Origin of the sequence: Mesorhizobium shangrilense, from assembly GCF_040537815.1 — a bacterium.
GTDB classification, from domain to species: Bacteria; Pseudomonadota; Alphaproteobacteria; order Rhizobiales; family Rhizobiaceae; genus Mesorhizobium; species Mesorhizobium shangrilense.
This window is the reverse complement of record NZ_JBEWSZ010000001.1, coordinates 2,771,649-2,797,977: the sequence shown is the minus strand read 5'-3', so window position 1 is coordinate 2,797,977 and position 26,329 is coordinate 2,771,649. Positions and strand designations below refer to the sequence as shown.

Below are 26,329 nucleotides of genomic sequence, written 5' to 3'. Positions count from 1 at the left end.
AGATTGCAAACCTATAGGTTCGCAAGCGGTCTTTCATGCTCGAATCGAGGATCGACGCGGCATGCTTCGAAAGTCGATCGATCATTCTTCACTGTCAATCTCGGTTGGAATAATTTATTCCTTGGGTTGGTATGCCTAATATACCAGGCATCCTGAACCGCTCGGGGAAACGCATGTCCGTCCTGAAGAAGATCGAAGTGAAGCTCGACGCCATGGCGCCCGGCGATCGCGAGATCGGCCAGTACATTCTCGACAATCCCGACCAGATGCTGCGCCTGTCGACGGCGGCGCTGGCGGCCGAGATCGGCCGCAGCCAGTCGAGCGTCGTCAAGTTCAGCCAGAAACTGGGCTATGCCAGCTACCAGGAATTAAAACTCGCCGTCAGCGAGGCCAAGGCGCAGGACTGGCAGGTGCCGGCCGGCATGATCCACGGCTCGATCGAGGTCGGCGACAACCACCAGGTCATCCTGAAGAAGCTGATCGGCAGTAAGCTTCTGTCGATGCAGCAGACCGTCGCCTCCAACAGCGAGCGGATCATCTCCAAGGCGCTGGAAATGCTGGATGGCGCGCGCCGCATCCATCTGGTCGGCGTCGGCGCATCCTCGCTGGTGGCGCGCGATTTCTCCTACAAGCTGATGAAGCTCGGCCGCAATGTGATGCATGACAGTGACAGCCACATCCAGATGGCCAATGTCTCGACGCTCGGGCCGGGCGATGTGCTGTTCGCGCTTTCCTATTCCGGCGCCAGCATCGAAACCTTGCGCGTCGCCGAGCTTGCCCGCAAGCGCGGTGCGACCGTCATCGCCGTCACCGGCCTACATGACAATCCGCTGAGCCGCGTCGCCGACATCCGCCTCTACACGGTCGCCGACGAGGAGCGCGCGCGCTCGTCATCCATCACGGCACGCGACGCGCAGCTGACGCTGACGGACCTTCTGTTCATCCTGCTGGTTCAAAGGCAGCCCGACGCCAACGAGTTCGTGCACAACAGCGAGGTGGCCGTCTCCGTGTTGAAGGCGGATCGGTCGTCGTAGAAGCCTTAAACGCTTTCGAGATAGGTCTCGATCTCGAAATCGCTGACATTGAGCGCGAACGTGTTCAACTCCTGTCGTTTGCAGGCGATGAAGGAGTCGCGCAGGATCGCCGGGAAGATCTCCGCCACATGCGTCCCGGTTTCAAAGGCCGCGATCGCCGATGCCCAGTCCGGTGGCAGCTTTGCCGGCACAACGCCTTGCCCATCGCTGCCGGTCGGATCGCCAGGCGACATCTGCCTTTCGATGCCGATCAGCGCGGCCCCCAAAATGGCGGCAAGCACCAGATATGGGTTGGCGTCCGCCCCCGACACACGATGCTCGATGCGTCGCGCGCCGGTTGGACCGCCGGGAATGCGGATCGCGACCATGCGGTTCTCGTAACCCCAGGCGACAGCGGTCGGTGCATAGGACCTCGGGCGAAGTCTGCGATATGAATTGAAGTGCGGTGCGAACACAAGCGTGCTCTCGGCCATCGCCGCGAGAAGGCCGCCAACCGCATGGCGCATGATTTCCGAGCCCTGATCCGTGCCGTCGTCGAAGACGTTGCGCCCTTCGGTATCGACCAGACTGAAATGGACATGAAAACCGTTGCCCGCGCGGTCGCCATACGGCTTGGCCATGAAGCAGGCGGCAAAGCCGTGCTTGCGGGCGATGCCCTTGACTGTGCGCTTGAACAGCACGGCATCGTCGGCGGCGCGCAGGGCGTCCGCGACATGGTTCAAATTGATCTCGAACTGGCCGACGCCGTTTTCGGCAATCGCGGTGTCGACGGGAATGCCTTGTGCCCGGCAGGCCTCATAGACGTCGTGGATGAAGGATTCGAAGTCGTCGATCTCGTCGATCGACAATGCCGCGTCGGAATCGAGGCGGCGCCCGGTGACCGGCGACACCGGCCCGACCGGCCGCTGCGACTGCGGGTCGACCAGATAGAATTCAAGTTCGGTTGCGGCGACCGGTGTCAGGCCCAGCGCCTTGTAGCGATCAAGGATGCGGGCCAGCGCCCGCCGCGGATCTCCGAGATAGGGCGCTCCGTTTTCGTCGGCGAGCCACAGCGGGACGAGCGCCGTTGGGTGCGCGGTCCATTCCACCGGGAGAATGCCGCGTCCCGTCCATTGGCAGAGCCCATCGGCGTCGCCGGTCGAGAAGACCAGCGTGTTGCCTTCGATGTCTTCGCCCCAGATGTCGAGCCCGATCAGGGAATAGGGCATGCGCAGCTTGCCCTCCAGCGCCTTGCGTGCCTGCTCGACCGGGATACGCTTGCCGCGCATGACGCCGTTGAGGTCGCACACAGCGGCCCTCAGGCTCTGGATGTCGTTTCTGCTTTCAAGCCAGTTCAGGACGTCCGCAATTGCATCGCTCAATTTCTAACCTCTGGTTTTGAAGGGTGCCGCAGCCTGATCGGCTGTATTGGCCCGGTAAAAATAGCTTGTGAGTTTCTGAGGAACCAAGCCGGCAAGCGCCGTCAGTTTTCCTTATTTTTTCAATTCACTAGCCGGGATGTCGGGAGGCATTTCAAAACCAATTTCGCGATCTGCGATCGCAACATAGAGGGAAGAGGGCGGAAAGCCAAGTGGCATTTGAACTGCCGCGGTGCCTCAACATGGCCCCGCGGTTTTGAGTTGAACACGTGCAGCAGTGCGATTCTAGTTTCTCGTTTCTGGAAATCTGGCCTGCCGAAGGATATGCGCCGCGCCCTCATCAATGTCGCGAACGATGGCCGCGCGGGCGCGCTCTGCGTCCTGGGCCTCAATCGCCGCGACGACTTCCTCATGGTAATCGATATCGAGAATGGAGGCGAGATCGTCCTCGAACCCCATGGCCAGGTTCCGCAGGAACGGGCCGACCTGCATCCATACGGTTTCGATCAGGAAGATCATCTGTTCATTGCCGCAATGGCGATAGATCGAGAATTTGAAGTCATGGTTCTTGCGCAGATAGTCGTCGATGTCGCCCTTGCGGGCGGCTGAAGTCAGGTCGGTGCAGTGGCGCCGGATCGTGCGCAGATTGTTGCCGTTGACGCGCTTGGTCGCAAGTTCGGTCGCCGAGCCTTCGAGGATCGTGCGCACGGCGGTCAGCTGCGAGAAGCGTTCGGCCGAGATCACCGGCACCTCCACGCTGCCGTTCGGCATCGGGCTGAGCGCACGCAGCGCCTGCAGCCGCATGAAGGCGCTGCGCACCGGCATGTCGCTGGTGCCGAGTTCCTTGGCCAGCTTGCGCGAGGTCAGTTTCTGGCCCGGCACGAACTGGCCGGACATCAAGGCCCTGACCAGTTCCAGATAGACCTTCTCATGCAGGGGCACGGTGTCGACGGCGGTCAACCCGAACTGTGTTCTGTCAGCCATTGGCAGTGCGCTACTTCATTCGTTCTGAAATCTACGCAGCTGATGACATCCGCCGCTCGTCATTGTTCGCTGGCTGAACGCGGTCGGCGGCCATGGTCAGCCATCTTTCAGGCGGCATGATAGACGCATCGATCACAGCCCCGCAAGCCCGCCTCGGCCAGGCGGCAAGGCAATCCCCTTCCGCTTTCCCGGTTCGGATGACGAAGGCTTCTATCGCGCGGGCAGGGCCTTTTCCGCGTTCCCCACCACCGTCTCGTCCATGGTCAGCTCATAGCGCGTGAAGTCGCGGTTCTCGGCCGGCAGCGGCGCGACTTCCATGATGCCGCTGGCCGGCTCGAAGATGATCATCGCCACCGTCGCCGAGAGGTTGCCGCCCTCTTTGCGGTTTGCCGGTCGGCAGACGCTGAGCGGCGCGGCGAAATCGTCGAACAGCGCCTGCTTGAGGTCATCGACGGTGATGTCGCCATGCCGGGCAGCGAGATGCCTGCGCACGCGGTAGTCGCGGTAGAGGCTGTCCGGCACGTCGCCGAGGCCAGTCTCGCGCAGCTTCGACAGGGCGACCGGACTTTGCCAGTGATTGGCATGCACGATCATCTCCTTGTCCGGATAGATCGGAAAGGCTTCGTCGGGCGCGCATTCGAAATCGACCGCGAAACCCTCGGCCGTGCTCAGGATCATGTTGTTGGAGCAGGATTTCGGCGTCGTCGCCACCACCTTGATGGCATGGGCGAAATGCCGGGCTTCCAGCGCCCGGCGACGGATGAAGGGCAGCGGGATGCCGATGTCGCGATAGTCGCGATCCGATTCCAGATAATTGGCGGTGATGCCGATGCCCACCGCATTGAAGCCGCTGCGCGCCAGGCCGCCGGCCTCGGTGAAGGTGAGGAGATCGGGGCCATCGGTGCGCCGCACGCGCAGGACAATCGAGGTCCCCGCGCATTCGGCGCGCCAGTCCCAGTTCTGGCCGTGGATCAACCGCCCGGCCTTCGTCGCCTCCGGCAGGATCACGGCGCCCGTGCAGCCATCGGGCTCGTCATCGGAAATGCCCTTCTCGCGCTTGGCCAGTTGCAGGATTTCGGTGCGGGCATTGACCAGCAGGATCGAGGAAAGGCCGACATCGGCGCCCGAGGCGATCCCTTCCATCTCCTTGACGAGATCGGGCGCCCATTGCCGAAGGCGGGGCAGGAATATGCCGCTGAAGCGCTCGATATCCTTCTGCCCGAAGCCAAACCGGCCAAGCTGCGCGGCATACAAAGCCACCGATGCGTGGATACGGTCGTGCGCCTGTTCACCATAGGCCTTGCCGCGCTCATTGGGCGTCCCGCTCACATCGACGAGTGGAAATGGCTGGCAGGTGGTCATTGGCAGGGACCTCGAATTTTGCAGGTGAGCACATCGTATTGAATTTTATTTCAATAAAAAGCAAAACATTGGTGACATATCCACTTAAAGCCGCCGTTGAAGTCTCTATAATGCGAACTATGACAGAGAGGGCATATGAGCCGCATAAGCCAGGATAAGATCGCCCAACCGATGTCGGCGGGATCCGCGAGCCCTCTGCAGATCGATTTGGCGCGCCGAATCCTTGAGAGAATCCGCGATTCGGGCTGGACGGTGGGAACCCGTATTTCCGTGCCGGATCTTGCCCGCGCATTCGGTGTGTCGCGTTCCCCGATCAGTGCCGCACTTGAGTTGCTGGCGGCGCAGGGCATCCTGACGGGGTCCAACACGAGGGGGCTGCAACTGGCGCTGGATGTCGCCGATCTCGACCCGGAAACCATCCTGCCGAACTCGCCGATCGAGGATCTCTATCGCCGGATGATGAAGGATCGTTCGCTGGGAGACCTGCCCCAGGACGTCTCCGAAGCGGAATTGATGCCGCGCTATCAGGTTTCACGCGGCGTGATCCGGAAGCTGTTGCTGCGCTTTGCCGCGGAGGGCCTGGCGCAGCGGCTGCCGGGGCATGGCTGGCGCTTCGCCGAGTCGCTGGTCGGCGACGCCGCCCAGCGGGAAAGCTACGAATTCCGCATCGCCGTCGAATGCGCGGCACTGCGCTCACTGACGTTCCGCGCCGACCCGCGGCAACTGGCGCCCGTCCGCCGCGCGCATGAGCGTATCCTGTCCACCATACTGGACGGAAAGCCGCTGACCGGCGGCGATGAATGGTTCCGGGTCAACGCGTCGTTTCACGAGGGGTTGGCGGCATGCTCGGGCAACCGTTTCCTGGCGGACGCCGTGCGTCAGCAGAACAATCTGCGCCGGCTGCAGGAATCGGCCGGGTTCGAACAATTGCCCAGAGAGCGGCTCGAACGGTCCTGCCGCGAACATCTCGCCATTCTCGATGCCGTCGAAGCGGGAGGGATCGAGTGGGCGGAGGCCCTGCTTCGCCAGCATCTGCGGCAGGCGTCGGAATTCGCATCGCCGCCACGCACAGCCTGAAAAGGCGGGATTTCCAGGCTTGGCGACCGTGCGAGCCGATGTGGCGCTGTCAGATGCAGTGTCCGATTACAAATGTTGAATCGCCCGTACTTGCGCGGGCGGCCGCTCTCTGGCTTTTTGGGGCACCCATCCGGGCGGCCTGATTCGGGTCGCGCTGCTTTCCGTTCGGTTGCAGTTTCCGGACAGAATTTGTTAGCGAGCCGTAGGCGATCGGCGAAGGAGAAGAGGCAATGGCCGAGTTCAAGAAGCCGGAAATCTCCGAGATGAGACCCAAGATCACCGTGATCGGCGTGGGTGGCGGCGGCGGCAATGCCGTCAACAACATGATCACCGAGCAGCTTCAGGGCACCGAGTTCATCGCCGCCAACACCGATGCCCAGGCGCTGGCGATGTCGAAGGCGACGAGGCTGATCCAGCTTGGCGCCCATATCACCGAGGGGTTGGGCGCGGGATCGCTTCCCGAGATCGGCCGCGCCGCCGCCGAGGAATCGCTGGACGAGATCATGGACCACCTCCAGGGCACGCATATGTGCTTCGTCACCGCCGGAATGGGCGGCGGTACGGGAACGGGAGCCGCTCCGATCATCGCGCATGCCGCGCGCAAGGCCGGCATCCTGACCGTCGGGGTCGTCACCAAGCCCTTCGCCTTCGAAGGCAAGCGGCGCATGCAGATGGCCGAGGAAGGCATCGCGCGACTGCGCGAGGCCGCCGACACGGTGATCGTCATACCCAACCAGAACCTGTTCAGGATCGCCGATGCCAAGACCACCTTCGCCGATGCGTTCGTCATCGCCGACCGGGTGCTGTATTCCGGTGTCGGCTGCATCACCGACCTGATCGTCAAGGAAGGCCTGATCAATCTCGACTTCGCCGACGTGAAATCGATCATGCGAGGCATGGGGCGCGCGATGATGGGTACCGGCGAGGCGTCGGGCGAAAGCCGGGCCATCAAGGCGGCGGAGGCCGCGATCGCCAACCCGCTTCTGGATGAAGCCTCGATGAAGGGCGCCAAGGGCGTCCTGGTCTCGATATCGGGCGGCCGCGACATGACCCTGTTCGAGGTCGACGAGGCCGCCACCCGCATCCGCGAGGAAGTCTATGAAGACGCCGACATCATCGTCGGCGCCATCTTCGACAAGAATCTGGAAGGCAAATTCAGGGTGTCGGTCGTGGCGACCGGGCTGGATCGTCCGTTTGAGGACGACGCCGACTTCGTGCAGGGACATTCAGGCCAGCACCAGCAGCGGATCCTGCAGTAGGCGTTGCCGCGGCTAGCCTAAGGCCCGGCGCGTTATTTCCCGACCAGTGAGCCAATAGGCTTGGACGTGGAGTGGGAGAAAGAGCCCAGGGGCTCTTTCTCTTCGGTCGTGCGGTAGCTTGGCGATCTGCCGGTTCAGCCGAACTTGGGGTCGAGACTGCCCGACTTGTAGCGCTTGGCCATTTCGGCGACCGGCAGCGGTTTGATCTTCTGCGCGTTGCCGGCGGTGCCGAACTGCTCGAAGCGCTCCTTGCAGAGCTTGCGCATCGCCGCCATAGCCGGCGTCAGGTATTTGCGCGGATCGAACTCGCTCGGATTCTCGGTCAGCACCTTGCGGATCGCGCCGGTCAGCGCCATGCGGTTGTCGGTGTCGATGTTGATCTTGCGCACGCCATGCTTGATGCCGCGCTGGATTTCCTCGACCGGCACACCCCATGTCGGCTTCATCTGGCCGCCATATTTGTTGATGATCTCCTGCAGGTCCTCGGGCACCGAGGACGAGCCGTGCATGACCAGATGCATGTTGGGCAGGCGGCGGTGGATTTCCTCGATGACGTTCATGGCCAGCACCGCGCCGTCCGGCTTGCGCGAGAATTTGTAGGCGCCGTGGCTGGTGCCCATGGCAACCGCCAGCGCATCGACATGGGTGTCCTTGACGAACTCCACCGCTTGCTCAGGATCGGTCAGAAGCTGGTCGTGGCTGACAGCGCCTTCGACACCATGGCCGTCCTCCTGCTCGCCGCCACCGCTCTCCAGCGATCCCAGCACGCCGATCTCGCCTTCGACCGAGACACCGCCCCAATGCGCCATGTCGACGACGCGCCGCGTGATGCCTGAATTGTAGGCATAGTCGGCCGGCGTCTTGCCGTCTTCCTTCAGCGATCCGTCCATCATCACCGAGGTAAAGCCGTACTGGATCGCGGTGACGCAGGTGGCTTCGTTGTTGCCGTGGTCGAGATGCATGCAGACCGGGATGTCGGGGTGGATTTCGACCAGCGCGTCGATCAGCTTGGCCAGCACCACGTCATTGGCGTAGGCGCGGGCGCCACGGCTCGCCTGCAGGATGACCGGTGACTTGGTCTCCTCTGCCGCCTCCATGATGGCGAGGCCCTGTTCCATATTGTTCATGTTGAAAGCGGGTACGCCGTAGCCGTATTCGGCGGCGTGATCGAGCAATTGTCTCAGTGTTATGCGAGCCACCCAATAGTCTCCCGTATCTGGTTTCAGCGCAATGTCGCGGACTGCCGGTTGCCGGCCAGCCCGTCGATGCTTCTGGCCGGATTTCGGTGGAACCGCAACAGTCCGGCGTCCTGCCCGGAGCAATTCTTGTTACACAAGCGCGGCTGACAGCAGTGTGACATCCAAACTGCCGCCGGCGCGTCGAACCGCGCGCAAAATCAGCTGGCACCTCTGCGCAACTTCATTTGACAGTCCGTCAGCATCTGCCTCAAGGACGGAGACTCTGACGACAGCGGATTCCCCCGCTAGTGAAACGTTCATCCGGGTGCATATCCAAAATCACCCAAATCGCGGGCGTCGAAATCGGGTTCGGCACCTCTTTCGACCTGAGTCGGAGGATAGGCTCCGCAATCGATTGAGCATCATCAATCACAGTCTTATGCTTTGATGAGCTCTCTACCTCACCGTAAACCACCCTGCTTCGGACGTGGTTTCCGACCGGGGTTTGAAGTTCGGTCGGTATGAGCTTTGGAAGCAGAGCGCAGCCTAGGCTTTCGGCTTCGCCTTTCTAACTTCCTCAATGGCCATGTTTAACGCCGTTTCAAAGGCGTGCCTCAAGTCAGCAATCTTGTCTTTCCTCAGCGCAGCGGTCTGTTTTGAAATAGGCGCAAGCTCCCAGATAAGCGCGTTCCCCGCCTCCAGAAGGTGAGCTAGAGCTGCATTCGTGGCCTCCGTGGTTTCCAAAAGGTCACGCGACTTCCCAATGTTCATCTGCAAACAACGCGTGATACCTTTTACATTGCCCGCTTCCGCATTGATCGCCTCTCTGCGCAACTTATGCAGGTACTCCACCGCTAGTCCGATTGGCATTTGTTCCTCCCTGGCAGTCGAATCGTCACGGATTATCGTACGCCTCATTCTGAAGATGGCCGCGCGATATCCTGGGCTTGGCGGCCACGGCAAAACCAACCAGCATTGGTGTTCTCCCCCTGCTGAACTATCGCCTTATTGCCGAGCGCCCAACGCCGGACACGGCCGGCCGCCGGACCTCGGCAAACTGATGCTCATTTCGGCGAGGATTTCATTTACATCAACCGTTTGAACGTCATCTCGGATGAGATCACTTGCCAACAGTGCGGCCACTCGGGAGCGCGCATCACGGTGGTTGCCAACACGACGGCGAGCGGGGCACTAGGCGATGCCATTCGATCTTGCGCGATCGTGCCTCCGTGGTGGCAAACGAAGTTGCGCAGCGGTTTTTCGGTTTTCCGGCTGCCTTCTGTTGCTGCCATCGCTGAATGCCATGCTTTCCGGGCGTTTCCCGGAAAATGCCGCCCAATGCCATCTGATCTTGCGCATTACACGGGGCCTGCGCGTCGGTTTTGAACGGGGTAGGACGCGCTAGGAGCCACCTCTGCGTGCCAAGCCATCGAGCAGTTAGAAACGGCTCAAAAAGCCTGCAGTATCAATTTCGCTTTATTGCACGGGCTTCCCGTCGAGGTTTGAAGCCGCGAGGCATATGGCCCTCTTCAAGATCTAGATGGTACCGGTGATATTCCGGGCTATCAATGTCGTCTCTTTTACCGCCAAGCGCATCGCTTGTGCCCCTCCGCATAGGCCCAAACAGACGGGCGTATTCCCCTTGAAAAGCGTAGAGAGTGCGTGACTCGACGGCATCAGCTGATTGGCGATATTCTTTTTGCCACGGACGATGGCCGTATTCATCGAAAGCCTCACTGCGACCGCCTCCGTAACCGATAAGGGTTGCGCCACCGAGGTACAAACAGCGGGGATCCGGCATAAGCAAATATCGGTCGTCTAGTTTTCGCCAGTGATCCGTCGGGATTTTGCGCTCGGGATAGAGCCATTCCTCTTGCGCTGCGGCAATGTAGCGGTGCGCCCTGCGCTTCATTATGAAATTGATCTGGTTCACTTCGACTTCGTCGAGCTGCCTGCCGGTCTGGATCTCCGTAAAATTGAACATCGCAGTCCGGAAAGGGCTTGGATTTGGACGCGGTTTGTTCGCATTGCCGTAAGGGTTCCTAGCCCATGATAAATTGGTCATGATTAGAATGCGCGTAGGGCTCAAGGGAAAAAGGGTATGCGTACCGTTCATCCAGATATCCGGATCTGAATGCCGTCTTGCTGAAAGGCCGTCTGGAAAAAACTCACGATTATAAACGGTGACAGGATGGTCCGTCACAATGAACTTTGTGGCAGTGCTGTCTGCGTTAGCAAGAACCCAAACGCTCTCGGTCCAAATTGCGCTATGTAGATTTTGCAACCGCTGCATTTCGTCCAAAAGGGTGTTTTTGGCCGACACTTTCAGCAGCGCCGAGAGATAGAGCAATCCTTTGGGCGTGCGAAATTTCTGAACGCTCATGTAGGTGAGCAAGGAGCGAAATATCCTTTCTGGTGGTACCCGTCCCCGATAATCGTTGAATGACTCATATTGGGCAAAAAAATCGACTGCATGACGACCCTCGTCATCGACCTTTCCGAAGAAAAACTTCTCAATGTCGGTCGATTCCTGTTGTCCATATTTGACTGTGTACAGATCGGTCTCCTTGAAGCAGGACGCGGCCCCCCAGCGCCTTGGATTTTTGGTCGGGCGAAGTACTCCGTTTTGGTCGGGAATACGGGCAGGTCTCAGGTCCAGGTATCGGAACTTTTTTTCGCCCTCGACGGGTAAAAAACGCTCTTGATACCAACACGGAACGTAATGGTTTTCGCGATAATTCAATTCAGTCCTGCCCTGTACGGTGAACCTGGTCCGCAGAATACCGGGAGGGGCTAAGCTAGGACGATTGCAGGATGGCTTGCAATTGAGCCCGGGCCTAAAGGACCCGAAGAACGACTGGATGATCCGGAAAACTCACCACGAGGTGGATGTCCCACTACATTGCACTTAGGCGCCAGGACGATTTCCGGACCTGCCAGGGAGTTGACGACCCTCCGCGCCGTTTCATTTCAACAACGCACCCAACCTTTATGCGCGCTCAATGACGGCGAGCGCTTCCTTAGCGCTTTGAGATGGAAGCTGACCATCCACCATTCCGCGCCCCCAGCCGCAGATTTCACGACCGCCCGCACCAGGTGTCGGCGGTCGGCGTAAGGAAAGCGATAGCCCGGCCGCGCCGGATCGCGGCGGCCGGGTCGGCGAAAACCTCGATCGCCGCTCGGAAGTTCGAGACCGTCAGCATCGTCTTCCAGGCCGTTTCTATCGCTGTTGCCGCCCAATGCCATCCGATCTTGCGCGTTACATGACATCCAGGACAGCCGCTGACGGGTGTCTGGATCTTGCTTTCGGCTGCGTGGCCCTACTTCTGCCTGCCAGTCCTTGCCGCCAAGGAAAGCCGCACGTCTTCCTCCGCTCCATCCAGCAGGGCGACCAGTGCCTTGCTGGTGGCGGTGGGATTGCGCTTTTCGATGCTTTCCACGATCCGCTGATGCAGTTTGAGCGATTGACGCTGTCCTGCGGGACTGTCATCCGAAAGCCGGAAGCTGATCACCAGCGCGGTCTCGATCAAGGCGGCGAGCGAACCGATCAGCTCGTTCCCCGACATATGCAGGATTGCCTGGTGAAAGGCGAGATCGGGTACGGCGAAGCGCTCGCCGTCGTCGCCGGCCTCTTCCATCTCCTTAAGGATGGCCTTCAATTCGGCGATCTGCTCCGGCGTAGCGCGCTCCGCCGCCAGCGCGCCGGCCATCGGCTCGATGGCGCGGCGCAACTCGAACAGGGAGCGCGCGTCCTCGGCGGTCGCCCTCGCGCCGAAACGCCACATCAGCACGTCGGGATCGAGGAAGTTCCAGTGCTTGCGAGGCCGCACGCGTGTTCCTGTCCGGGGGCGCATCTCCACCATGCCCTTGCCCGCCAGCACCTTGACGACTTCGCGCAGGCCCGTGCGGCTCGCACCGAACGAGGCGCTCCAGTCGTCGCCATTCGGCAACTGGTCGCCGGGAACGAATTCTCCGCGCACGATGCCTTGGCCGATTTCGTTGAGCAGCCTGGCATGAAGGCCGGAGGACGAGCCCGTCATGCGCGATGTCATCCGGGATGCCCTTGGGCGGGCGGCTGAATTTTTCATATTGTTCCCATTATTCATATGATTGTCACGCGCTCCCCCTAGTGAGCACATCGTTGAACCAGCGGCCAGAGCGGCCGATAAATTACTGTTTAAATAACACCCGAAGAAGCAAAAATCTCGGACCTGCCATCGCCGACGCCGCCGCTGTCGTTGGTCGATGTCGTGCGCGCCGAACAATCGATCACAGCCTGCCAACAGGAACACAACAGAATGTCTTCAATCATTGATCGCGCGAGCAAAGCCGCCCTGAAGGGGACGGCCATGGCTGGCCTCCCGAAAACCATAACATCCTGCATCCTCGTGTCTGGCGCTCTCGTCATGACGTCGATGCCGGCCCTTGCCGTCGAGCCATGGATCATGGTCGAAAAGACGGTCTTTACCGGCGATGCCACAACATCGAAGAAGCAGGGAGTGACGACAGACGGCACGAACTGGTATTTCTCCGGCACCAATATTCTCGAGCGCACCGACGGCAACTACAATCGCAACCTGGTTGCGGCGCCCGGCATTCCACATGTGCTGGAGATTCCGTCCCAATTCTCCGACGCCGGCTTGAACCACATCGGTGACATCGATTATGCCGACGGGCTTCTGTATATTTCGCTGGATTCAAGCGTCGCAGACCCTGTCACTGGATACAGATACAACAATCCTGTTTTTGCGATCTATAACGCAAGTGACCTGAGCTATACCGGCAAGGCCTTTGCGCTTAATCCGCCCACCGGCACCATTGACATTGCAAGCTGGGTGGCAGTCGATGCCAAGAATGGCCTCGGCTACGGCATGGCGTACAATAACGCCACGGAGCTGGCGGTTTACAATCTCGCGGACTGGAGCTTCAAGGAATACATCCCCTTGTCGCAGACCGTCGACGCGGCACAGGGCGGCAAGCTCCTCGACGGCTGGATGTATTTTTCCGCAAATGACGAAACCAACGGAATATACCGGGCAAATCTGAAGACCGGAGAAGTCGAGAAATTGGGCAATCTGCAGTCTCCGGACGGGCAGGAAACCGAAGGCCTTGCCTTCAAGATGACGAAGGACGGCTGGAAACTTCACGTCCTCAACCGGGAACATCTGGACGGGCCCAATGAAGACAAGACCGTCGCCTTTTACCAATATCTGCGCCCCTTTGGAAACGCGCTTTCCGGGGAGATCCATGCCGACATCAATGGTGCGCTTGTCGAGGACAGCCGTTTCATACGCGATGCGGCAAACCGCCGAATTCGGTCAGCCTTCGATGCGGTGGCCACGCCACCTTCGATGACCGCCGCCCTCGACGACAAAGGCCTGCATGCCGCACCTGCCGACGCCGATGGCATCGTCATCTGGAGCGAAGCGCTTGCGACGACTGGCGATGTGAAGGCCTCCGGCTACGCGGCGGACTTCGGCCGCAACACCGCTGGCTTCGTTGGCGGCGCCGACGCACCTGTCGGAAGCTGGCGGCTCGGCGTGCTCGGCGGCTATAGCCATTCGAGCTTTGATGTCACCGATCGCGCCTCGTCCGGCTCCAGCGACAATTATGATCTCGGCATCTATGCTGGCACGCAATGGGGTGCGCTGGGCTTCCGTACCGGCGCATTCTATGGCTGGCACGACATCGACACGAAGCGCAACGTCGTCTTCCCAGCTTTTAGCGAATCGCTCTCCGCCAACTACAAGGCCGCGACGGCGCAGGCTTTCGGTGAACTGGCCTACCGGCTCGACATCGGCCGCAATGCCATCGAACCCTTTGCCAACCTTGCCTATGTCCATTTGAATACTGATGGCTTTGCCGAGACCGGCGGCACGACGTCGGCACTGACCAGCCAGAAGATGACGACGGAAAATAGCTTCTCGACCTTCGGCGTTCGTGCCTCGACCCAATTTGATGGGGGCATGCCCAAGACAACCCTGCACGGCATGCTGGGCTGGCAGCACGCCTACAGCGACGTCATTCCGGTCTCCAACCTGGCCTTCAACACCGGATCGTCCTTCACAACCTCGGGCGTGCCGATCGCCCGTGACGCGTTGGCTATCGAAGCCGGTTTCGATGTTTCCCTGTCATCCAACGCAACGCTTGGTGCTGCCTATTCCGGCCAGATTGCCAAGGATACCCAGTCACACGCCTTCAAGATCAACTTCGACCTGAAGCTGTAAGCCAAACGAAACGCCGGGTGGGTTTCCCCACCCGCGTAAATAACACCCGAAGAAGCAAAAATCTCGGACCTGCCATCGCCGACGGCGCCGCTGTCGTTGGTCGATGTCGTGCGCGCCGAACAATCGATCACAGCCTGCCAACAGGAACACAACAGAATGTCTTCAATCATTGATCGCGCGAGCAAAGCCGCCCTGAAGGGGGCGGCCATGGCTGGCCTCCCGAAAACCATAACATCCTGCATCCTCGTGTCCGGCACCCTCGCCATGACATCGATCCCGGCGCTTGCCGTCGAGCCCTGGATCATGGTCGAAAAGACGACCTTTACCGGCGACGCGATAACCTCCAAGCAGCAGGGCGTGACGACGGATGGAACGAACTGGTACTTTTCCGGCACCAATATCCTCGAGCGCACCGACAAGAACTACAACCCGTCATTGACTGTCTCGCCGGCCATCCCGCTCGCTCTCCAGCTTCCGTCTGAATTCTCCAGCCTGGGGCTGAACCATATTGGCGACATCGACTATGCCGACGGGCTCCTCTACATTTCGCTGGACACGAGCAAGCGCGACCCGATCACCGGAGGCAAATATGACCACCCGGTTTTCGCGGTCTATCGCGCGAGCGATATGAGCTTTACCGGCCAGGCCTTTTCGCTCAATCCGCCCAATGGCACCCATGACATCGCCAGCTGGGTCGCCGTCGATGCCAAGAACGGCCTCGGCTATGGCATGGCCTATGAGAACGCGACGGAAATCGCCGTTTACAATCTGTCGGACTGGAGCTTCAAGGAATACATCCCGCTGTCGCATACCATCGACCAGGCGCAGGGCGGCAAACTCCTCGACGGCTGGATGTATTTCTCGACCGACAATGACGAGAAGACGATTTATCGCGCCAATCTCAAGACCGGCGAAGTCGAGATCCTCGGCAATTTGAAGATTGCGGGCGAGCAGGAAGTCGAAGGGCTTTCCTTCAACCAGACCAAGGATGGCTGGTCGATGTACATCCTCAACCGGGAAGCGCTGGAGAGCGACCCGTCCGTGGAGGCAGTAGGCTTCTACCGCTATCTGCGCCCCTACGGAAACGCGCTTTCCGGCGAAGTTCATGCCGACGTCCTCGGCGCGCTCGTCGATGACAGCCGTTTCGCCCGGGATTCGGCAAACCGTCGGCTCCGCTCGGCCTTCGATGCCGACGACGTGTCCATGACCACCGCTGCCATCGATGCCACCGGCGTGCACGCCGCGCCCGCCACCGCAGGCGGCATCGTGATTTGGAGCGAAGCGCTGGCCATGACTGGCGACATCAAGGGCTCGGGCTACGCCACCGATTTCAACCGCACGACCGCGGGCTTCGTCGGCGGCGCGGACATTCCGGTCGGCGACTGGCGGGTCGGCGTGCTCGGCGGTTACAGCCGCACGAATTTCGACGTTTCCGACCGCGCTTCGTCGGGCACCAGCGACAATTACGATCTCGGCGTCTATGCGGGCACGCAAATGGGCGCGCTCGGCTTCAGGGCTGGCGCCATCTATGGCTGGCACGATATCGGCACCAAGCGCGACGTCGTGTTTCCTGCCTTCAGCGAACAGCTGTCGGCGGGCTACAGAGCCGAGACGGCGCAGGCTTTCAGCGAACTGGCATACCGGTTTGACACGAGCCTGGGCGCCTTCGAGCCCTTTGCCAACCTGGCCTATGTGCATGCCAGCGCGGATGGCTTTGCCGAAACCGGCGGCACCACATCGGCCCTGACCAGCCAGGGTGCGTCGAGCGAAAACACGTTCTCGACCCTGGGCCTGCGCGCATCGACCCGGTTCGGGACCGGCATGACCGCTTTGCATGGCATGCTGGGCTGGCAGCACGCCTACGGCGATGTTCAGCCGACCACCACGCTTGCCTTCGGCAGTGGAGCCTCCTTCGCCAGCGCCGGTGTGCCGATTGCCCGTGACGCGTTGGCGCTGGAAGCCGGTTTCGATGTCTCCCTGTCGTCCAACGCAACGCTCGGCGCTGCCTATTCCGGCCAGATCGCCAAGGATACCCAGTCACACGCCTTCAAGATCAATTTCGACTTGAAGCTGTAGGCCGAACGAAGCGCCGGGTGGGTTTCCCCACCCGGCGGCAGCTGGTTAGGCCGCGATTTTCTCGCGCGCGGCAAGGATCTGGACGCAGGCGTTTGCCGCCTCCTTGCCCTTGACGGTGAAGTGCTCGAAGAAGAGGCGGTGATGCTCGGCGCTGTCGTGATAGTTGAGCGGGGTGAGCACCGCCGACAGAACCGGCACGCCGGTCGACAGCTGCACGTTCATCATGCCGTCGATCACCGCGCTGGCCACGAATTCGTGCCGGTAGATGCCGCCATTGACGACAAAGGCGGTGCCGAGGATCGCGGCGTAGCGGCCGGTGTCGGCAAGGGTCTTCGCGTGCAGGGGGATCTCGTAGGCGCCTGGCACGTCGAAGACATCGACGGCAAAGCGACTGCCCCCAAGCACGGCCATTTCCGCCTCGAAGGATTTGACGCACTCGTCGACGATATCGGCGTGCCAGCGCGCGCGAATGACGGCAATGCGGGTCGTCTCGTAGTCTTTCTGGGAATGCTGATTCATGGGTCCATCCTTCCGTTTCGAACCAGAATCAGGACGCACGATACGAAATCCGGTCCGCCGGGGCGGTCCGTCTTCCGTTCGTTCTCTTTCATCCGGACTCTAACCGTCGGCTCCGGAATCGCACCGGATCTGCTGACCTTCCCGACAACTGGAAAGCGCTCGCGGGCTTGGGTCTAAACCCTTACCGCCGGTGGGGACTTTCACCCCGCCCTGAGAACATTAACGTGGTTTGTATGGAAGGGCAGGGCGGCGCTGTCAACTGCTGCCGCTGTTGATCTCCCTCCTTGAGGGGGAGATGTCGCCAAGGCGACAGAGGGGGTCGCTCCGCGTGACGCGCCAACGTCCTTCTGTAGCGAAAAGCGAACTCGGCGATCTATGTGAGACGACCCGCTCTGACCGCTTCGCGGCCATCTCCCCCTCGAGGGCAGAGATTATCCGCGCTCTGGGAACATCGCTTTCAACCCCTCGCGTGAGGCCTTCGCCACGCCGCGTTCGGTGATCAGCCCGGTGACCAGCCGCGCCGGTGTCACGTCGAAGGCCGGGTTTGCCGCGGGCGTCGTCTCCGGCGATATGCGCACCTGGGCGATCTCGCCGCTGACCGTCTTGCCCCAGACCAGCGACACCTCGTCGGCCGAGCGTTGCTCGATCGGGATCTCGGTCAGCCCGTCATGCACGGTCCAGTCGATGGTCGGCGAGGGTAGGGCGACATAGAACGGCACGCCATTGTCGGCGGCGGCGAGTGCCTTGAGGTAGGTACCGATCTTGTTGCAGACATCGCCATCGGCGGTGGTGCGGTCGGTGCCGACGATGACCATGTCGATTGCGCCGCGCTGCATCAGATGGCCGCCGGCATTGTCGACGATCAGCGTGTGCGGCACGCCGTGTCCCGCCATCTCCCAGGCGGTCAGCTGGGCACCCTGGTTGCGCGGGCGCGTTTCGTCGACATAGACGTGGACGGGTATGCCTGCTTCGACAGCGAGATAGATCGGCGATGTGGCCGTGCCGTAGTCGACGGTCGCCAGCCAGCCGGCATTGCAGTGGGTGAGGATGTTGACCGTCTCGCCCGGCTGCTTGCGCGCGGCGATGGCCTTGATGATGGCGAGACCATTCTCGCCGATGGCGCGGTTGAGTCCGACATCCTCGTCGGCGATCTCGGCCGCACGCTTGTAAGCCGCTTCCGCGCGCTGCGAAGGAGCAAGAGGTTTGAGGAAACGCCGCATCTCGTCGAGTGCCCAGCGCAGATTGATCGCGGTCGGGCGCGTCTCGTGCAGTGTTTCCCATGCCGCATCGAGCGCTTCGTCCGACGGATCGTCAGCCATCTGCATGGCGACGCCATAGGCGGCGGTGACGCCAATCAGCGGCGCGCCGCGCACCCACATGTCGCGAATGGCGGTGGCGATGCCGGCAACGGTGCCGATCGTCTCGATGCGGAAATCATGCGGCAGCCAGCGCTGGTCGATGATCTCAACCGAACGCCCGTCGTCGCTCAGCCAGATGGTTCGAAAATGGCGGTCGCCGACGTTCAAATTCCGTTCTCCTGTTCGATCAGTTCGGCCAGAGTGTTGACCTCGTCGATGCTGTGGATCTGGCGCCGGTTGACGGCGATGTGACGGCCGAATTTCAGCGCCTTAGCCTCGCAACTGGCGCGCAAATCCTCGTCGGCAATGGTTTCGAAATCGGCATTGTGGGCGAGGCCGAGGATGCGCCTGTGCACCTCTATGCCGGCAAAGCCGAGCAGGTCGGTCCAGATCTGATGCAGGACATGGTCGAGTGCCTGCTCGGCGCCCAACCTGTCGCCCTGGTCCTCGAACAGGCTCTTCTGGTAGAGCATGCCGGTGCGCTCGGTGCGCCACAGACGCGAGAACTCGGTTCGGAACACCGCCCATGTCTCAACGATGACATCGAGCAGATAGGCGCGCATGGCATCGCGCTTGCCCTTCTGCTCATGCCCGCGCTGCGAGAAGAACGACATCCAGAAATTGGCGAGCAGCATGCCGACATCGAAGGCCATCGGGCCGTAGAAGGCGAACTCCGGATCGATCATCCGGGTTTCCTTGTCGGTGACCATGATCGAGCCGGAATGCAGGTCGCCATGCAACAGCGTTTCGGCATTGGCGGCGAAGATGTGCTTCAGCCGCTGCGCCTCCACCTTGAGGTCGCGATCAGCACGCAGTTCGGCAACCAGGGCGTCGAGTTGGGGTGACGTATGCCGGTTCATTTTTGCGTCGAAGTAGGGGTCGGAGAACACAAGGTTCTCGGTGATGTCGCAGAGCTCGACATTGTCGGCGAAGAGCGCCAGGTCGGCCTTGCGGTCCTTGGCCGCCATGTGCAGGTCGGAACCGCGAAACAGCGTGCGGGCCATGAACAGGCCGATATCCCCGGCAATGTTCGGAAGCTGCCGGCCTTCGATCAATGCCCGCCGCAGGATGATGTGCGGCGACAGATATTCCATGATGATCAGCGCCTGGATCTCGTCGAAATAGTAGATCGCCGGCACGGAGCCCGGCGCGCGCGCCTCTTGCCTGGTCAGCGCGTGATATTCGAAGAACGAGCGCTTCAAGGGCAGCGGCCAGCTGTCGCCGACGAGGCGGACATAGGGCAATGCCTGCTTGACCACGGCGGCACCGCTGGCGCCTTCGACGATGAAGACCAGGTTCAGATTGCCGTCGCCGACCTCGCGGACCTTCCAACGTGTCGTGTCCTTGCCGATCCGCGCGCGCAGCGCCTCGTTGTCGCCAAGGCGGGTCGAGAGCGTCTCGATCGATAGTGCTTCGAACGGCAGTTTCTGCGTCATCGTCATCCCTAGCGTATGCGCTCCGAACATAACGGAGGCATGGCAGCGGGGCCAAGCTAGGAAGCTGTCTGGCAATTGTCAATCGTGTTGACAATTGCCGATATTGACCATAGCGTCGTGGTCAGGGAGGAACGCATGGTCGGCAATGCCGTGTTCCGCGTAGAGGGACTGAGGAAATCCTTTGGCCGCAACGAGGTGCTTGGTGGCGTCTCGCTGGAGCTGCATGCCGGTGAAGTGACCGTGCTGATGGGCGCCAACGGCGCCGGCAAATCCACCCTCGTCAAGATCATCAGTGGCGTCTACGAACGCGGCGGCGGCGCCATGGCTCTCGCCGGGCAGGACTTCGCGCCGAACACGCCGGCCGAGGCGATCCGCGCCGGCGTCGTCACCGTGCACCAGAATATCAATGACGGCGTCGTCGCCGACCTCGACGTGGCAACCAATCTGACGCTGGACCGGCTGAGCGGCAGCGGCGCATCGTTCCTGTTCAATCCGGCTCGTGTACGCCGCGAGGCCAAGGCTGTTGCCGACCGCATGGGTCTGGCCATCGACCTCAAGGCCCGCGTCAGCGCTCTTTCGCTGGCTGATCGCCAGATGGTGGCGATCGCTCGCGCGCTTGCGCATCAACCGAAAGTGCTGATCCTGGACGAGCCGACCTCGTCGCTCTCAAGTGCTGAAGCCGATCGGCTGTTCGCGCTGGTCGACCGGTTGCGCGAGCAAGGCGTGACGATCCTCTACATCTCGCACCGCATGTCGGATATCAGGCGGCTTGCCGACCGTATTGTCTCCATGCGCGACGGGATCATATCGGGCGTCTTCGACTCCAGGCCGCTCGACTATGAAGGCGCGGTCAATGCCATGCTCGGCCGCAAGATCCATCTCGACCAGATCGTCGTCAGGGATTCGGCCAGGGCGGTCCTGGCGATCGAGGGCTTGCGTATCGCACAGGGCGCCCGGCCGATTTCCTTGACGCTCGGTGACGGCGAGGTCGTTGCCATCACCGGTCTCGTCGGCGTCGGCAAGACGGCGCTCGCCGAGACGCTGTTTGGCGTGCGAAGGCCGCTCGCCGGGACCATGACGATGAACGGCAAGCCCTACGCGCCGCGATCTGCCGGCGACGCGATCGCCGCCGGTGTTTTCCTCGTCGCCAAGGATCGAGCGACCAGCGGCATCGTCGGCGGCTTCAACATCGAGCGCAATGTCAGCCTGCCGTTCCTGAAGCGCATGTCGAACCTCAGCGTTCTCAAGCGTCGGCTCGAACGCGCCACCGCACGCCGGCAGATCGAGGAACTCGGCATCGTCTGCCGCTCCGAGAAGGACGAGCTGTCGGCACTGTCCGGCGGCAACCAGCAAAAGGTGATGGTCGCCCGCTGGATGGCGCAGAATGCTGCGCTGTTCATCCTCGACGAGCCGTTTCAAGGCGTCGATATCTCGGCCCGGCGCGATATCGCTGCCAAGCTCAGGGCAAGCGCCAATGGCCGCGCGACGCTGTTGTTCGTCACCGAACTCGATGAAGCGCTGGAGACGGCCGACCGCATCCTGGTGATGTCGGAGCAAACGATCGTCGGCGAGCATCGCAATGCCGATGTCGATCTCGATCGCCTGCTGGCCGAGGTTGCCGGCGGGCCACTGCACAGCGCCGCCTGAGTGTGGCGATGAATGGGAATTGGAATGGAGAGACCATGGGTTCGAGTTGGGTAAAGACGGCAGCGGCGCGCGGGAGCGCTGAATGACGCTGCGCGACTACGCCATCCGTTATGGGTTCCTCGTCCTGCTGTTCGGCCTCGTCGCCTATTTCGCGATCGCCGCCGACGGTTTCGTTTCGCCGCAAAGTGCCGTCTTCATCTTCCAGTCGGTCGCCATCACCGGCGTGCTGGCGCTCGGCGTCACCGCCACGCTGGTCGTCGGCGGCTTCGACCTCTCGATTGGTTCTGTCGCCACCTCCGCCATGATGGCGGCGGCCTATGTCATGGTGGTGCTGGAGCAGAACGCCGTTGTCGCGGTCGTCGTCTGCCTGCTGATCGGCGCCGTTGTCGGCCTCATCAATGGCTGGCTCATCGTCTATATGCGCGTGCCCGATCTGCTGGCGACGCTCGGCATGATGTTCCTGCTTGTAGGCCTGCAGCGCATCCCGACCGAGGGCCGCTCGATCGCCACCGGCATGACCATGCCCGATGGTTCGGTCGCCAACGGCAAATTCTCCGACGCCTTCCTGGCGCTTGGCCGCCACCGCTTCGATTTCTTCATCCCGAACCTTATTCCGGTATCGGTCGTCGTGCTGCTCGTGCTGGCCGTGCTGATCTGGTTCTTCCTCGAATACACCCGCTTCGGCCGCATGATGTACGCCGTCGGCAGCAACGAGCGCGCAGCCGAACTCGCCGGCGCGCCTGTCAAGGCATACAAGATCTGGGCCTACATTATTTCAGGTGTTTTTGCCTCGATCGGCGGCATTTTGCTCGCCGCCCGGCTTGGACGCGGCGACATCGCCTCGGGTAATAATCTGCTGCTCGATGCGGTCGCCGCGGCGCTCATCGGCTACGCGGTGCTTGGCGCCGCCAAGCCGAACGCCTTCGGCACCGCCGTTGGCGCGCTGTTCGTCGGCATCTTGCTGCAAGGCCTGACCATGATGAACGCGCCTTACTACACGCAGGATTTCGTCAAGGGCGTGGTTCTGGTCATCGCCCTTGTCTTCACCTTCGCCCTTTCCGGCAGGGGCAAGAGCTAGAATTGCTGCCGATTTGAATTTGATTTCAACAGTGGAGGAAACAAGATGAACATCACAAGAAGAGTTCTGGGGAAGGTCGCGCTCGGGTTGGCCGGCGCAACGATGCTGATGCAGTTCCCGGCGCTGGCCGCGGACAAGCCGGCGCCGTTCGACAAGCCTGGCGTCAAGATCGCGCTGGTGCGCTATCTCTCGACCGGCGACTTCTTCCAGGCCTATCTGTCGGGCGTCGAGGCACAGTCGAAGGCGCTCGGTATCGACCTGCGCGTGCTCGACAGCCGCCAGGACGCTGCCCTTCAGTCCGACATGGTCGACCAGGCCATCGCGCTCGGCGTGCAGGGCATCATCATCCAGCACGGCCTGACGGAATCGATGAAGGACGCCGCCCAGCGCGCTGTCGATGCCGGCATCAAGGTGGTGGCTTTCGACGTCAATGTCGAAAACCCCAAGATCCCGCAGATCGAACAATCGGATAAAGACCTTGCGCGGCTCGCGCTCGAGCAGGCGGTCAAGGACAATGGCGGGAGCTGGAACGCCGGCTATGTCTATGTCGCCGGCATCGCACCGCTCGATCGCCGCAACGAGACCTGGGTTGATGTGAAGAAGAAATACGCGGGCATCAAGGAAGTCGCGATGTTCGGCACGCTGGACAATCCGATCGCCAATTCCGTCGCCAACCAGGCTCGCTCCGTACTGTCGGCTCACCCTGACATCAAGGTGATGTTTGCCCCCTATGACGAGTTCGCCAAGGGCGTGAAGATCGCTGTCGACGAAGCCGGTCTGAACAAGGGCATCAAGATCTATTCGGCCGATATCTCGACGTCCGACATATCAGCGATGCGCGAGCCCGACAGTGCCTGGGCTGCGACCGCCGCGACCAACCCGGCCGTCGTCGGCCAGGTCTCGGTCCGCGCACTGGCGCAGCTGCTGGCCGGTGAAGATCCCGGCCACAACGTCGTCGTGCCGCCGACGCTGATCACCCAGAAGGAACTGGTCGACAAGGACATCAAGAACATGGAAGACCTGTCGGCCAAGCTGCCGCAGTTCGCTCATGCCGATGTCGCGATGCCGGCCTGGATGCCGAACCCGAACGCCAAGTAAGGCGCAGGCTGTTTCAAGACAAAAAGGGCCTCGCCGTTCGCGAGGCCCTTTTACGAGGAGGGCCAATATCAGGCTCTGGCCGGCGGCCGCCTGATCTGGAAGCCGGTCTTGTTCTGCTCGAAACCGGCGCCTCTGTAGAACGCAAGCGTTGCCGGCTCTGTTGAGCCGGTCAGCAGCATGGCCTTGTAGCAGTCCTGCTCCCAGGCAATCGAAACCGCGCGTTCAAGCAGCGCGCGGCCGAAGCCGCGTTTGCGATGGGAGGCGGCCGTCACCACGTTCTCGATCAGCGCATAGGACATCCCGCCTCTGGTTAAGTTGGGAATGACCACAAGCGTGCAGGACGCCACGAGTTCCCCATCATTCCAGCAGCCAAGCACGACGCTGCCGGGATAGGCTGCAAACCGCTCAAGAATGGCTTCCGCTTGCTCCGGCGGCACGATGACGTCGCCGGGATTGAGATGCTGATAGAGTGCGGCCAGCACTGGCAGATCGGCAGCCTGAATAGCCTTGATTTCAAGGCTGTCGGACACCTTCCCAGTGGGGACCGACGCGCTCACGACGCTACCTCAGAGCCGCTGCGATGTTGCCGCCGTCGACCGTCGTCACATCGGCGGTGGTGCGCTCGGCCAGCGCATGATGCAGGAAGGCCTGCGCCACGTCTTGCGCGGTCACTTCCTGGCCGAGCAAATTGCCGGACATGTATTCCTTCTCCGACACGCCGCGCGCGCCCGAGCGGCTGGCGATCATGGCGTCGGTCAAAAGGCCCGAGCGGATGCGGTCGGCGTTGACGGCGTTCGAACGGATGCCGTGGGCGCCGTAGTCGAGCGCGTATTGCCTGGACAGGAACAGCGTCGCCGCCTTCGGCACGCCATAGGCGCCAAATTTCGGGCCCGGATTGACCGCCTGCTTGGAGGTGTTGAACAAAAGCACGCCGCCGGTGCCCTGTTCGAGCATGATGCGCACGGCATTCTGCGCCACCGACTGGTGGGCGAAGAAATTGAGCTCGAAGCTTTTGCGCAGAAGTGCATCGTCGAGTTCGCCAATCCGGCCTTCCCAGGCCGCACCCGCATTCGAAACCAGGATGTCGACGCCGCCGAACACGGCGACGGCCTTGTCGAACGCAGCCCGTACCTGTGCAGGATCGGTGATGTCGGCACCGATGCCGATCGAGTTGTTGCCGGCCTTTTTCGCGGTCTCGGCGGCCTTCTCGGCGTCGAGATCGGCAACGATAGCATGCGCGCCATTGTCGGCGAACAGTTTTGCGGTCGCCGCACCGATCGCGCCGGCGCCGCCGGTGATCAGCACCACCTGGCCGGTCAGCGGCTTCGGCTTGTTGGAGGCAAGCTTGGCCTGTTCCAGCGACCAGTATTCGAGCGGGAACAGGTCGGCCTTGGACAGCGGATGGAAGCGGCCGACAGCTTCGGCGCCGCGCACGGCTTCGATCCACATTTCGCCGACATCTGAGGCGATCCTGGCGTCCTTCAGCGTGCGGCCATGGCCGAACATGCCGAGGCCCGGCACCAGCGTCAGGCGCGGCATCTGGTCGAGCATGGTGCGCTTGACGTCGTCGAGGGCGTCATTGGTCTCGAAATAGGCGCGATACTCCCCGGCGAAGGCGTCGACGTGGCTCTTGATCACAGCCTTGTAGTCGCCAGCCTTGTCCGCGTCTGGCGCCGGCACCGCCATCGGTCCGGTCTTGATGCGGATCGACAGGTCGGGCGTCGACACGCCGCGTGCGGCAAAGTCGGCGATATCAGCGGAATTGATGAAATCGACGATCGCATCCGAGGTGCGGAAGTCGCTGATCATGCGGTCGAAGCGGCCTTCGCCGCGTGCCACCGCCACGGCACCGCGCAGCATCGGCGCAAGGGCGGCGGGTGTCGTGAGCTTCGCCGGCAACGCCGCCTTGGCCGCCTTCGGCTTGCTGCTCCGCGCAATGAACTCCTCGGCGACGTTCACATAATGGATCATCCGGTCATAGGCTTGCCTGGCGTCATCGCCGAAGGTGAAGATGCCGTGCTTGTCGAGGATCAGGCCCTCGACCGACGGATCGGCGTCAAAAATGTCGGCGGCCGCCTTCGCCAGGTCGAAGCCGGGCATGATGTAGGGCACGTAGCCCATCTTCTCGCCGAACACCGTCTTCACCAGCGCCTTGCTGTCTTCCTGGTCGACGATGGCGAGAATGGCCGTCGAATGGGTGTGGTCGACGAATTTGTGCGGCAGGAATGCGTGCAGCAGCGTCTCTACCGAAGGGTTGGGCGAGGACGGATCAATGAGGTTCACGCGTTGCAGGGCAACCATGTCCTCATCGGCGAGCTTGTTCAGCGAGCGGGCCTTCAGCAGCGCGCCAAGCTTGACCGCTGGCAGGCCCTGCGGCTCGATGACGCCCATGTCCCAGCCGCTGCCCTTGACGCAGAGCACATCCCACCGGTCGCCGACAAGGTCGGTCGCCGTGGTCTTGCAGGAGGTGTTGCCGCCGCCATGCAGGACCAGGCGCGGCTCTCCGCCCAGCAGCCGGGTCGTGTAGACGCGCAGCGCCAGGTCGCGGCTGACGCCCTTCTTCGCATAGTCGGCGACCATCTTCTCCGCGTCGACGTCATTCCACAGGTTCTTCATATTCGCTCGTCCGATTTCCGAT

21 protein-coding genes and 1 riboswitch are annotated in these 26,329 nt (G+C 61.6%); of the genes, 8 read left to right on the top strand and 13 right to left on the bottom strand.

Annotation, left to right across the window (positions count from 1 at the left end; genetic code table 11):
- Positions 1–173 precede the first annotated feature (173 nt).
- Positions 174–1,034: a MurR/RpiR family transcriptional regulator gene (locus ABVQ20_RS13920; RefSeq protein WP_354460077.1), complete on the top strand. Its 861-nt coding sequence runs from the start codon at positions 174–176 to the stop codon at positions 1,032–1,034.
- 5 nt (positions 1,035–1,039) lie between these two features.
- On the opposite strand, the gene ABVQ20_RS13915 is transcribed toward ABVQ20_RS13920, so the two are convergent.
- From ABVQ20_RS13915 to ABVQ20_RS13905, 3 genes are all read right to left on the bottom strand, one after another.
- Positions 1,040–2,395: a glutamine synthetase family protein gene (locus ABVQ20_RS13915; protein WP_354460076.1), complete on the bottom strand. Its 1,356-nt coding sequence runs from the start codon at positions 2,393–2,395 to the stop codon at positions 1,040–1,042.
- Positions 2,396–2,677: 282 nt separating this feature from the next.
- Positions 2,678–3,376 (bottom strand): GntR family transcriptional regulator, encoded by a 699-nt coding sequence (locus tag ABVQ20_RS13910; protein ID WP_354460075.1) that lies wholly within the window; start codon positions 3,374–3,376, stop codon positions 2,678–2,680.
- A 210-nt stretch (positions 3,377–3,586) separates the two neighbouring features.
- Positions 3,587–4,738: a C45 family autoproteolytic acyltransferase/hydrolase gene (locus ABVQ20_RS13905; RefSeq protein WP_354460074.1), complete on the bottom strand. Its 1,152-nt coding sequence runs from the start codon at positions 4,736–4,738 to the stop codon at positions 3,587–3,589.
- 135 nt (positions 4,739–4,873) lie between these two features.
- Here ABVQ20_RS13905 and ABVQ20_RS13900 point away from each other — a divergent pair, with 135 nt between their 5' ends.
- Both ABVQ20_RS13900 and ftsZ read left to right on the top strand, forming a co-directional pair.
- On the top strand, positions 4,874–5,815 hold the full coding sequence (locus ABVQ20_RS13900) for a GntR family transcriptional regulator (protein WP_354460073.1): 942 nt from the start codon (positions 4,874–4,876) through the stop codon (positions 5,813–5,815).
- A 230-nt stretch (positions 5,816–6,045) separates the two neighbouring features.
- Positions 6,046–7,074 carry a cell division protein FtsZ gene (gene ftsZ, locus ABVQ20_RS13895; protein ID WP_354460072.1) on the top strand — a complete coding sequence of 343 codons (1,029 nt, stop codon included), beginning with the start codon at positions 6,046–6,048 and terminating at the stop codon, positions 7,072–7,074.
- A 134-nt stretch (positions 7,075–7,208) separates the two neighbouring features.
- On the opposite strand, the gene fba is transcribed toward ftsZ, so the two are convergent.
- The 5 genes from fba to ABVQ20_RS13870 form a co-directional block, all read right to left on the bottom strand.
- Positions 7,209–8,273 carry a class II fructose-bisphosphate aldolase gene (fba, locus tag ABVQ20_RS13890; RefSeq protein WP_354460071.1) on the bottom strand — a complete coding sequence of 355 codons (1,065 nt, stop codon included), beginning with the start codon at positions 8,271–8,273 and terminating at the stop codon, positions 7,209–7,211.
- A gap of 525 nt (positions 8,274–8,798) precedes the next feature.
- Positions 8,799–9,122, bottom strand: coding sequence for a hypothetical protein (locus ABVQ20_RS13885; RefSeq protein WP_354460070.1), 324 nt, complete (start codon positions 9,120–9,122; stop codon positions 8,799–8,801).
- A 595-nt stretch (positions 9,123–9,717) separates the two neighbouring features.
- Positions 9,718–10,995, bottom strand: coding sequence for a DUF4238 domain-containing protein (locus ABVQ20_RS13880; protein ID WP_354460069.1), 1,278 nt, complete (start codon positions 10,993–10,995; stop codon positions 9,718–9,720).
- A gap of 577 nt (positions 10,996–11,572) precedes the next feature.
- Entirely contained in the window at positions 11,573–12,292 is a 720-nt protein-coding gene (locus ABVQ20_RS13875; protein WP_354460068.1) for a FadR/GntR family transcriptional regulator, read from the bottom strand.
- A gap of 137 nt (positions 12,293–12,429) precedes the next feature.
- Positions 12,430–12,603 carry a hypothetical protein gene (locus ABVQ20_RS13870; RefSeq protein ID WP_354460067.1) on the bottom strand — a complete coding sequence of 58 codons (174 nt, stop codon included), beginning with the start codon at positions 12,601–12,603 and terminating at the stop codon, positions 12,430–12,432.
- On the opposite strand from ABVQ20_RS13870, the gene ABVQ20_RS13865 reads away from it, so the two are divergent.
- Entirely contained in the window at positions 12,602–14,479 is a 1,878-nt protein-coding gene (locus ABVQ20_RS13865; RefSeq protein ID WP_354460066.1) for an autotransporter outer membrane beta-barrel domain-containing protein, read from the top strand. The two genes, ABVQ20_RS13870 and ABVQ20_RS13865, sit on opposite strands and share 2 nt — an antisense overlap.
- A gap of 156 nt (positions 14,480–14,635) precedes the next feature.
- Complete coding sequence (locus tag ABVQ20_RS13860; protein ID WP_354460065.1) at positions 14,636–16,555, top strand: autotransporter outer membrane beta-barrel domain-containing protein; 1,920 nt, start codon at positions 14,636–14,638, stop codon at positions 16,553–16,555.
- A gap of 45 nt (positions 16,556–16,600) precedes the next feature.
- On the opposite strand, the gene ABVQ20_RS13855 is transcribed toward ABVQ20_RS13860, so the two are convergent.
- From ABVQ20_RS13855 to mtnK, 3 genes are all read right to left on the bottom strand, one after another.
- Positions 16,601–17,074 (bottom strand): 6,7-dimethyl-8-ribityllumazine synthase, encoded by a 474-nt coding sequence (locus ABVQ20_RS13855; protein ID WP_354460064.1) that lies wholly within the window; start codon positions 17,072–17,074, stop codon positions 16,601–16,603.
- A gap of 76 nt (positions 17,075–17,150) precedes the next feature.
- A riboswitch (FMN riboswitch) is annotated at positions 17,151–17,296 on the bottom strand.
- A gap of 209 nt (positions 17,297–17,505) precedes the next feature.
- Positions 17,506–18,600, bottom strand: coding sequence for an S-methyl-5-thioribose-1-phosphate isomerase (gene mtnA, locus ABVQ20_RS13850; RefSeq protein ID WP_354460063.1), 1,095 nt, complete (start codon positions 18,598–18,600; stop codon positions 17,506–17,508).
- The gene (mtnK, locus tag ABVQ20_RS13845; protein WP_354460062.1) at positions 18,597–19,868 is read right to left on the bottom strand and encodes an S-methyl-5-thioribose kinase; all 1,272 of its coding nucleotides are present in this window, start codon (positions 19,866–19,868) and stop codon (positions 18,597–18,599) included. The genes mtnA and mtnK overlap by 4 nt, the downstream gene beginning before the upstream one ends.
- A gap of 135 nt (positions 19,869–20,003) precedes the next feature.
- Between mtnK and ABVQ20_RS13840 the strand changes: the two genes are divergently transcribed.
- The 3 genes from ABVQ20_RS13840 to ABVQ20_RS13830 all read left to right on the top strand — a co-directional run bounded on the left by ABVQ20_RS13840 (position 20,004) and on the right by ABVQ20_RS13830 (position 23,691).
- Positions 20,004–21,515, top strand: a complete 1,512-nt coding sequence (locus ABVQ20_RS13840) for a sugar ABC transporter ATP-binding protein (RefSeq protein ID WP_354460061.1) — start codon at positions 20,004–20,006, stop codon at positions 21,513–21,515.
- Between the two features lie 82 nt (positions 21,516–21,597).
- Positions 21,598–22,593 carry an ABC transporter permease gene (locus tag ABVQ20_RS13835; protein WP_354460060.1) on the top strand — a complete coding sequence of 332 codons (996 nt, stop codon included), beginning with the start codon at positions 21,598–21,600 and terminating at the stop codon, positions 22,591–22,593.
- 45 nt (positions 22,594–22,638) lie between these two features.
- The gene (locus tag ABVQ20_RS13830) at positions 22,639–23,691 is read left to right on the top strand and encodes a substrate-binding domain-containing protein (protein ID WP_354460059.1); all 1,053 of its coding nucleotides are present in this window, start codon (positions 22,639–22,641) and stop codon (positions 23,689–23,691) included.
- Between the two features lie 68 nt (positions 23,692–23,759).
- Here ABVQ20_RS13830 and ABVQ20_RS13825 read toward each other — a convergent pair whose 3' ends face one another.
- Both ABVQ20_RS13825 and ABVQ20_RS13820 read right to left on the bottom strand, forming a co-directional pair.
- The gene (locus ABVQ20_RS13825) at positions 23,760–24,248 is read right to left on the bottom strand and encodes a GNAT family N-acetyltransferase (protein WP_354460058.1); all 489 of its coding nucleotides are present in this window, start codon (positions 24,246–24,248) and stop codon (positions 23,760–23,762) included.
- Positions 24,249–24,252: 4 nt separating this feature from the next.
- A complete protein-coding gene (locus ABVQ20_RS13820) occupies positions 24,253–26,307 on the bottom strand; it encodes a bifunctional aldolase/short-chain dehydrogenase (RefSeq protein WP_354460057.1) in 2,055 nt (684 codons plus the stop codon).
- Positions 26,308–26,329: the final 22 nt, after the last annotated feature.

What these genes read in the sequence shown, in the direction of transcription:
- ABVQ20_RS13920 (WP_354460077.1), top strand. Translation starts at nt 174, where the DNA reads ATGTCCGTCCTGAAGAAGATCGAAGTGAAGCTCGACGCCATGGCGCCC.
- ABVQ20_RS13910 (WP_354460075.1), bottom strand. Translation starts at nt 3,376, where the DNA reads ATGGCTGACAGAACACAGTTCGGGTTGACCGCCGTCGACACCGTGCCC.
- ABVQ20_RS13905 (WP_354460074.1), bottom strand. Translation starts at nt 4,738, where the DNA reads ATGACCACCTGCCAGCCATTTCCACTCGTCGATGTGAGCGGGACGCCC.
- ABVQ20_RS13900 (WP_354460073.1), top strand. Translation starts at nt 4,874, where the DNA reads ATGAGCCGCATAAGCCAGGATAAGATCGCCCAACCGATGTCGGCGGGA.
- ftsZ (WP_354460072.1), top strand. Translation starts at nt 6,046, where the DNA reads ATGGCCGAGTTCAAGAAGCCGGAAATCTCCGAGATGAGACCCAAGATC.
- ABVQ20_RS13885 (WP_354460070.1), bottom strand. Translation starts at nt 9,122, where the DNA reads ATGCCAATCGGACTAGCGGTGGAGTACCTGCATAAGTTGCGCAGAGAG.
- ABVQ20_RS13875 (WP_354460068.1), bottom strand. Translation starts at nt 12,292, where the DNA reads ATGACGGGCTCGTCCTCCGGCCTTCATGCCAGGCTGCTCAACGAAATC.
- ABVQ20_RS13865 (WP_354460066.1), top strand. Translation starts at nt 12,602, where the DNA reads ATGGCTGGCCTCCCGAAAACCATAACATCCTGCATCCTCGTGTCTGGC.
- ABVQ20_RS13870 (WP_354460067.1), bottom strand. Translation starts at nt 12,603, where the DNA reads ATGGCCGTCCCCTTCAGGGCGGCTTTGCTCGCGCGATCAATGATTGAA.
- ABVQ20_RS13860 (WP_354460065.1), top strand. Translation starts at nt 14,636, where the DNA reads ATGTCTTCAATCATTGATCGCGCGAGCAAAGCCGCCCTGAAGGGGGCG.
- ABVQ20_RS13855 (WP_354460064.1), bottom strand. Translation starts at nt 17,074, where the DNA reads ATGAATCAGCATTCCCAGAAAGACTACGAGACGACCCGCATTGCCGTC.
- mtnK (WP_354460062.1), bottom strand. Translation starts at nt 19,868, where the DNA reads ATGACGCAGAAACTGCCGTTCGAAGCACTATCGATCGAGACGCTCTCG.
- ABVQ20_RS13840 (WP_354460061.1), top strand. Translation starts at nt 20,004, where the DNA reads ATGGTCGGCAATGCCGTGTTCCGCGTAGAGGGACTGAGGAAATCCTTT.
- ABVQ20_RS13835 (WP_354460060.1), top strand. Translation starts at nt 21,598, where the DNA reads ATGACGCTGCGCGACTACGCCATCCGTTATGGGTTCCTCGTCCTGCTG.
- ABVQ20_RS13830 (WP_354460059.1), top strand. Translation starts at nt 22,639, where the DNA reads ATGAACATCACAAGAAGAGTTCTGGGGAAGGTCGCGCTCGGGTTGGCC.
- ABVQ20_RS13820 (WP_354460057.1), bottom strand. Translation starts at nt 26,307, where the DNA reads ATGAAGAACCTGTGGAATGACGTCGACGCGGAGAAGATGGTCGCCGAC.